Genomic DNA, 8,080 nt, shown 5'->3' with positions numbered 1-8,080 from the left:
CTCTTTCATTTTTTAATTTTTTCATTCTTTAATTAATAAAACGACTCACATTTTATTAATATTAAACTGGTCTGCATTTGATTCCGTAGCCACCTCTACCAGCATTAAATCGTAGTATTTCATAGAGCTTATTATCTAACTTTACTTGCATATTATCATCTGAATTATTTTCTAAGAATTCAAAATCAATTTTTTCCTTAGTACAATATTCAATAATAGCATCCTTTGTAATACTAACTGTTGGATAAACAGTGTAGTCCCCATACGGAATATCAATACTTGTTTTTATCATATTTTTAAACATTCCCATAAATTCCTCCAGTTAATTTATGATTTTTTCTTTATACTATCCTTATTCTTTAATTATATAATAGATTACCAATCAATCTTTTTAATTAATAATTGATGATACATAATGGATAATCAAGTAGGTTTTGCATAGCAAAACTTAAAATTTAATTGATGTGAAGTACTTTTTATTCAAAAATCCTTAAGGATTTTATCCAACATTCTTTCATTTTTTAATTTTTTCATTCTTTGATCACTTAAAAACTCCTAAGGAAATTTTCCTTAATTTTTCATTTTTAATTCTTCATTTTTAATTTAAAAAGGACTGCCTAAGCAGTCCCTTTAACTCTATCTTTTATTTTTAATTTGAGCTTGTGCAGCTGCTAATCTAGCAATTGGCACTCTAAATGGTGAACAAGAAACATAATCTAATCCAATATTATGGCAGAATGTTACTGATGATGGATCTCCACCGTGTTCTCCACATATTCCAATCTTAAGATCACTCTTAACTGATCTTCCCTTTTCAGTCGCAATTTTAACTAATGCACCTACACCAGTTTGATCTAGTTTTGCAAATGGATCTTGTTCATATATTTTCTTTTCATAGTAGCTATTTAAGAATTTAGCAGCATCATCTCTTGAGAATCCAAATGTCATTTGAGTTAAGTCATTTGTTCCAAATGAGAAGAAGTCTGCTTCCTTAGCAATTTCATCTGCAGTTAATGCAGCTCTTGGAATTTCAATCATTGTACCTACTTTATAGTCTAATTGAACTCCCTTTTCTTCCATTACTTCCTTAGCAGTATTAACTACTACATCCTTAACATATTTCAATTCCTTAATTTCACCAATTAGTGGAATCATTATTTCAGGTACTATATCATAGCCCTTATTATTTTTAACTTCTATAGCAGCTTCTATTACTGCTCTAGTTTGCATTTCAGCTATTTCTGGATAAGAAACTGCTAATCTACATCCTCTATGTCCCATCATTGGGTTAAACTCATGTAATTCATTAACAGTAGCTTTTAACTCATCAAAAGTAATATCTAAATCATTAGCTAAAGAATGAATATCCTCATCATTATGAGGTAAGAATTCATGTAGAGGTGGATCTAGGAATCTAATAGTAGCTGGCATACCTTCTAAAGCTTCATATATTCCAACGAAATCTTCTCTTTGCATTGGAAGTAATTTTTCAAGAGCTTTTCTTCTTTGCTCTTCACTCTTAGCAACTATCATTTCTCTAACTGCCATAATTCTATCTTCTGCAAAGAACATATGCTCAGTTCTACATAATCCAATACCTTCTGCTCCAAACTCTACAGCTTGCTTAGTATCTCTTGGAGAGTCAGCGTTAGTTCTAACCTTTAATTTTCTTATTTCATCTGCCCATCCCATAAATGTAGCAAAGTGTCCTGAAATTTCTGGTGTAACTGTATTAACAGCTTCTCCATATATATTACCTGTTGATCCATCTATTGAGATGAAATCATCAGCAGTATAAACTTTTCCATCTACTTCTAAAGTTTTAGCTTCTTCATTAACTCTTAAAGCTCCACATCCTGCAACACAGCAAGTTCCCATTCCTCTAGCAACAACTGCTGCGTGAGATGTCATACCACCTCTTACAGTTAAGATACCCTTAGCAGCTATCATACCTTCGATATCTTCTGGTGAAGTTTCAAGTCTTACTAAGACTACACTTTCACCTTTTTCATTTCTTTCCTTAGCTTCCTCTGCAGTAAATGCTATCTTACCACAAGCAGCTCCTGGAGAAGCCGGAAGACCTTTAGCTATTGGAGTAGCTTTCTTTAAGTCTTCAGTATGGAAAGCAGGGTGAAGTAATGAATCTAGTTGGTTAGGCTCAACCTTAAGTATCGCTTGCTCCTTAGTCAACATTCCTTCTTCAACTAGGTCAACAGCAATTTTTAAAGCAGCTTGAGCTGTTCTCTTACCATTTCTAGTTTGTAGGAAGTATAACTTACCTTCTTCTATAGTTATTTCCATATCTTGCATATCTTTGTAGTGATGTTCTAATGTATGAACAATATCAGTAAATTGCTTGTATATTTCTGGGTTTTGCTCCTCTAATTTTGCAATCGGAAGAGGTGTTCTAATCCCAGCAACAACGTCTTCACCTTGAGCATTCATTAAATATTCACCATATATTACATTTTCACCAGTTGCAGGGTCTCTTGAGAATACAACCCCTGTACCTGAAGTTTCTCCCTTGTTACCAAATACCATTTCTTGAACGTTTACTGCTGTACCCCATTCTCCTGGAATATCATTTAATCTTCTATAAACTATAGCTCTTGGATTATCCCATGATCTAAATACAGCTGTTATTGATTCTATTAATTGAGTTTTAGGATCTTGAGGGAAGTCTGTTCCCATTTCTTTTTTGTACAGTTCTTTATATTTTTCTACTAGTTCTTTTAAATCATCCGCAGTTAAGTCTGTGTCTAATTCAACACCTTTTTCTTCCTTCATTTCATCTATTAGATTTTCAAATAATCTCTTTTCAATGTCCATAACAACATCAGAGAACATTTGAATAAATCTTCTATATGAATCGTATGCAAATCTTGGATTTCCTGTTAAGTCTGCCATAGCAACTACAGACTCATCATTTAAACCAAGATTTAATACTGTATCCATCATACCAGGCATTGAAACCCTTGCACCTGATCTAACTGATACTAATAAAGGTTTAGTTAAGCTACCAAATTCTTTACCAGTTATCTCTTCAAGTTCAGTAATTTTTTGATGAATTTCTTCAATTACTTCTTGTGATATTACTTTCCCATCCTCGTAATACTTATTACAAGCTTCTGTTGTAACTGTGAATCCTTGTGGTACTGGAATTCCTAGTAAAATCATTTCTGATAAATTTGCCCCTTTACCCCCTAGAAGGTTTTTCATTGACCCATTCCCTTCATTAAAAAGGTAAACATACTTCTTTTTCTCCATCTCAATACTCCTCCGTTCAATCAAATTGATGTATATACTAACAGCCTTTGGCTGTAGCTAGCTAATTAAATAATGTAATTAATTACCCTCACCCAGTTTTACGAAGAGCTTTGTAATATTAGTTTTTGAAATCTTTCCAACAATTTTAAATTGAGGTTTTTCATTTAACCCATCCCCCATTTTCTCAACTATTGGTATACTATCTATTTCATGCTCTATTATTTTTTTTGCTAAATCGTAAGCACTATCTTCTGTAGATCCACATACTATATTAGGCATTCTAGTCATAATAACTCCAACTGGAACCTTATGTATATCTGTTCCGCCTATTGCATTCTTTAAAAAGTCTTTTCTTGAAACAGCTCCTACTAAAATCCCATTGTTTTCAATAAATAATGTACCCACATCATTTAAAAACAAGAATACGATTGCATCATATACTGTAGTTTCCTCAGTAACAGTAACTGGCTTAGACATAATTTCACCAGCTAAAACTCTAGATATATTTTCTAATATTCTAGTATTTTCAGCCTCACCTAAATATACATAACCAACCTTAGGTCTAGCATCTAATACCCCTATCATCGTTAAAATTGCAAGATCTGCTCTTAAAGCAGCTCTAGTAACTCCAAGCTTTTCTGCTAAAGCTTCACTAGTTACAGGCTGTCCTTTTTTAACTAGCCTAATAATTTCTTCTTGCCTTTCTGACAACTTCAAATTTATCCCTCTTTCTAGATTAAATAGGAATATTCAGATAATTTTGATTAGTTTGATATTTACATACTAATTATAACATTTTATAATAGTTTGACTATACTTAATTTTCTGAAAAATCACTCATTTTAACCGAATATCCCTATTTTCATTCTTTTATTTTACTCTCTCCACTGTTTATCTCTATTTTCCTTTAATTTACTCTTCTTCATCAAAATTAACAGTATATGTGAAAGAATTATCATTTTCATCAGATGTATTTATTGTAGATTTTTTGTAAACCTTATATTCATCCTTGCTTGACTTATCTTTTTTTACTTCATCAACTTTGTTCTTAACTTTATCTGCAACATCAGTAGCAACATCTTTTATTTCATCTACTGCCTTGCTTATATATTTATTTACTACTTCTACGCTACCATCAGCCATAGTTATTTCTACAGTTATCTTAGTAACTACAGCAGCAATTAAAACAAAGGCTAATACAGGTGGTAATATTATAGCTATAACTCCTGCAGCTATTCCAGCATTTACAGGTACATTTACAATTTCCTTACCATCTTTACTAATCTTAATTCTAGTTACATTTCCTTTATTGATTAATTCTTTAAGCCAATCTTTAAAATCATCTATACTTTCACTTTTTATTTTTTTATTTGCTTCTGCATCAGCTTCTTTTATACTCTCAATATAAATTATTGCGTCTAACACTTCTCCATTACTTACTTCTAAAGCATGCTTTGCTTCTGCGTAAGTAACACCTGTTCTTTCAATAACTAAATCAACCTTTTCTAAAGTAATCTCCATCTTTAATCACTCCTTAAATATAATTTAACATTTCTAGGCTCTTTGGCTTTTTAGAATAATTTGAGGATATAATATGCGTAATTACTTTTCTTATATCCCTTTTCACTTCTTCATTTACATTTAACTTATATATTTTATCCATAGGAGTTCTCATTAAAAACTTTATTGAATTATATGCAGGCTTTGAAATGTAAATTCCATGAACCTTTTCGCAGCTTTCACAAAGTCCTCCATAACTAGATAATGATATATAATTAGACACTGTAATCTTCTTTCTACAGCTTGCGCAATAGTCTAAATTTAACCCATAGCCTGTAGCACTTAATATTTTAAGCTCAAAGGCCCTTATAAGTAGCTCATAATCTAATGCATCTGTATTAAGCAAGTACATGCATGTAATAAAGCTTCTAAATAGCTCCTGATTTACTTCCCCTTCTTCAATGCATATATCAATAAGCTCACATATATAAGATGAGTATGTTAATTTATCTAAATTATCTAATAAACCTTGAAAAGAACTTATTATTTTTCCTTCTTGAAGGTTATATAAATTTTTTCCTTTAAATACTATATATTCCCCATAACATAAGGGAAGAGTAATAGATAAAAATTTACTTTTACTCTTTCTTGATCCCTTAGCTATAGCTGTTATCTTTCCAAACTCGCTAGTATATAACCATACTAGTTTATCATTTTCTTTATATTCCATAGTTTTAATAACTACAGCTCTCACCTTATGTAGTGACAGAAAAACCATCTCCCTATTTCATCTTCTTATAGCCTAGCTCCTTTAATAGGTTTTGATTGTCTCTCCATTCTTTTCTAACCTTAACCCATATTTTTAAGTTAACTTTAGAATGTAAGAACCTTTCTATTTCATATCTTGCACTTTCACCTATCTTCTTTAAAGACTGACCATTTTTACCTATTATTATTCCTTTGTGAGAATCTTTTTCACAAAGCATATCTACTTCTATATGCCATGTACCTGATGGGCTTTGTTTCATTTGAATTACATCTACAGCAATACCATGAGGTATTTCTTCTCTTAATGTTCTTAAAGCCTTTTCTCTTACTATTTCTGATATTACAAATCTCTCTTGAACATCTGTTATCATATCATCCGGATAGTATTTAGGACCTTCAGGCATAGAGTCTATCATTAATTCAACTAACTTTTCTACATTCTTTCCCTTTAAAGCTGAAATTGGAATAATTTCTTTAAACTCCATCTCCTGTGAATACATTTGTAGAGTTTTTGCTACTCTATCTTGAGTAAATTCGTCAATTTTGTTTACCACTAAAAATACTGGAGCTTTTTGATTTTTTAAAGTTTCAATTATAAACTTATCTCCTCTTCCTATCTCTTCATCTGGATTTATTAAAAATAAAACTAAATCTACTTCTTTAATTGAGTCTTTCGCAGAGTTAACCATATATTCCCCTAGCTTATGCTTAGGCTTATGTATCCCTGGAGTATCTACAAAGACTAATTGATGATTATCACCAGTTAATATTGTTTGAATATTATTTCTTGTTGTTTGAGGTTTATTAGATACTATAGAAAGCTTTTCCCCCATTATATGATTTAATAATGTTGACTTACCTACATTAGGTCTTCCTACTATCGTTACAAATCCTGATTTAAACATTTTTCCTCCTAGTTTAAGGTGCTACCTAATAGCAGCACTAATTAATAATTTGAAATTATTAAAAGTTTCTTTTTTAAAATTATAGCATTCTTAAGAACTTTTATCATCTATTTAATTAAATTTATATTTTAAAAATAACAAATATTAAGAGCGTAAGTAAGGTCCCAAAAAGCCCTCCAACAACCACTTCAAAAATAGAGTGAACATTAGAGTCTACCCTACTTTGCGCCGTAATAAATGCCATTAAATAACTAAGTGCTATACATATAGGTTCTTCAGTAATTAGAGATATAGCCGTTGCAATTGAAAAAGAAAGGGCACTATGACCACTAGGCATTCCTCCCTTTAAAGGTGTACCTTCTCCATATATAGATTTAACAATCAAAGTAGCAATAGTAACTACTACTAAAGCTATTAGCACCATATATGGATCAGATTCCTTCATTTTATGTATTACATCATAAGATACTAAAGAAATCTTATCCCAAAATATCACATAACCAACAACTAAAGCATTAATAGCAGTAATTAAAACTGCCCCTGCTGCTGCATTTTTTGCAATCTTAGCCAAGGGATGATAATGATTTGTGCTCATATCTATCGTTGCTTCTATAGCAGTATTAATTACTTCAGCAGCTAAAACTAAAGTTATAGTTACAGCTAAAACTAAAAATTCTGCTTTAGATATATCTATAACAAAACATGCTATAAGCACACATAAAGCTGCCCCTAAATGAACTCTCATATTTCTTTGAGTTCTAACTGTGTGTATAATCCCTTCTATTGCATAGTTAAAACTTTCAACCAACTTTTTTATCTTCATAATCTACCCCTATACTTAGTATATATGTTTCAATTAATAATTTACTTCTTATAGCCTTATAACTTAAAAGGTAATACTCATTCTTTAATAAAGTACTACAAAACGAAATCATATATACTATTTAATTTCTTTAATATAAATTACTTAAGTACTTACTTTACCCAAACTCTATACCTCAAGGTAATAATTCACCTAAATATAGAGTCTTTATTGCAACTTATATGTTATCTTCTAATATCTAATTTATTTAATATTTCCTCTTCCCTTGATCTCATCTTAACTTTATCTTCATCTACCATATGATCATATCCAAGTAAATGTAATATGGAATGAACTACCAAATAACTAACTTCTCTTTCATACGAGTGACCATACTCCTCACTTTGTTCTAAAGCCTTCTCTAAAGATAAAACCATATCTCCTAATATAAGTTCTTCTCCATCCTTAAATGTTTCATCGAATTCAAAGTCAACATAAATATCTTTATATACTTTTCCCTCTTCAAAATCTAACATAGGAAATGATAACACATCAGTTTCTCTATCTATATTTCTAGTCTCATTATTTATTTCTTTTATCTCAGAATTATCAACGAATAATAATGAAATTTGATAAGGTATATCCATATTTTCCTCTTTTAAAGCAAAATTACATACCTCGGTAATTTTATTTACAAATTCATCTGTAACTTCAATTTTATCTTGTCTATTTTCTGTATATAACATTCTTCTCTCCTTATATTTTAAGCTATTTAAACTAAACTCTATATAATCTAATAATTGTTAACTATTAGTTTTCACTTGCTAAATATCACCTA

The 8,080-nt window shown here is 30.6% G+C and carries 8 protein-coding genes; all 8 read right to left on the bottom strand.

All coding sequences use genetic code 11. From position 1 onward, the window contains the following. Window positions 1-61: 61 nt before the first annotated feature. The 8 genes from E6248_RS01700 to ybeY all read right to left on the bottom strand — a co-directional run bounded on the left by E6248_RS01700 (window position 62) and on the right by ybeY (window position 7,988). Window positions 62-310 (bottom strand): DUF4318 domain-containing protein, encoded by a 249-nt coding sequence (locus tag E6248_RS01700; protein WP_316339118.1) that lies wholly within the window; start codon window positions 308-310, stop codon window positions 62-64. Between the two features lie 326 nt (window positions 311-636). Further along, window positions 637-3,267, bottom strand: a complete 2,631-nt coding sequence (gene ppdK / locus E6248_RS01695) for a pyruvate, phosphate dikinase (RefSeq protein ID WP_316339117.1) — start codon at window positions 3,265-3,267, stop codon at window positions 637-639. A gap of 78 nt (window positions 3,268-3,345) precedes the next feature. Further along, entirely contained in the window at window positions 3,346-3,984 is a 639-nt protein-coding gene (locus E6248_RS01690; protein WP_316339116.1) for a helix-turn-helix transcriptional regulator, read from the bottom strand. A gap of 195 nt (window positions 3,985-4,179) precedes the next feature. Further along, complete coding sequence (locus tag E6248_RS01685) at window positions 4,180-4,788, bottom strand: DUF4342 domain-containing protein (RefSeq protein ID WP_316339115.1); 609 nt, start codon at window positions 4,786-4,788, stop codon at window positions 4,180-4,182. 13 nt (window positions 4,789-4,801) lie between these two features. Next, window positions 4,802-5,545, bottom strand: coding sequence for a DNA repair protein RecO (gene recO / locus E6248_RS01680; protein WP_316339114.1), 744 nt, complete (start codon window positions 5,543-5,545; stop codon window positions 4,802-4,804). Window positions 5,546-5,549: 4 nt separating this feature from the next. After that, on the bottom strand, window positions 5,550-6,440 hold the full coding sequence (gene era, locus E6248_RS01675; RefSeq protein WP_316339113.1) for a GTPase Era: 891 nt from the start codon (window positions 6,438-6,440) through the stop codon (window positions 5,550-5,552). Between the two features lie 121 nt (window positions 6,441-6,561). Then, window positions 6,562-7,263: a diacylglycerol kinase gene (locus tag E6248_RS01670; RefSeq protein WP_316339112.1), complete on the bottom strand. Its 702-nt coding sequence runs from the start codon at window positions 7,261-7,263 to the stop codon at window positions 6,562-6,564. A gap of 224 nt (window positions 7,264-7,487) precedes the next feature. After that, a complete protein-coding gene (gene ybeY / locus E6248_RS01665) occupies window positions 7,488-7,988 on the bottom strand; it encodes an rRNA maturation RNase YbeY (RefSeq protein WP_316339111.1) in 501 nt (166 codons plus the stop codon). Window positions 7,989-8,080: the final 92 nt, after the last annotated feature.

The organism is Clostridium sp. (genome assembly GCF_032552055.1).
Classification (GTDB): Bacteria; Bacillota; Clostridia; order Clostridiales; family Clostridiaceae; genus Clostridium.
The sequence above is the reverse complement of the archived record's forward strand: the minus strand, read 5'-3'. Positions and strand labels throughout refer to the sequence as shown.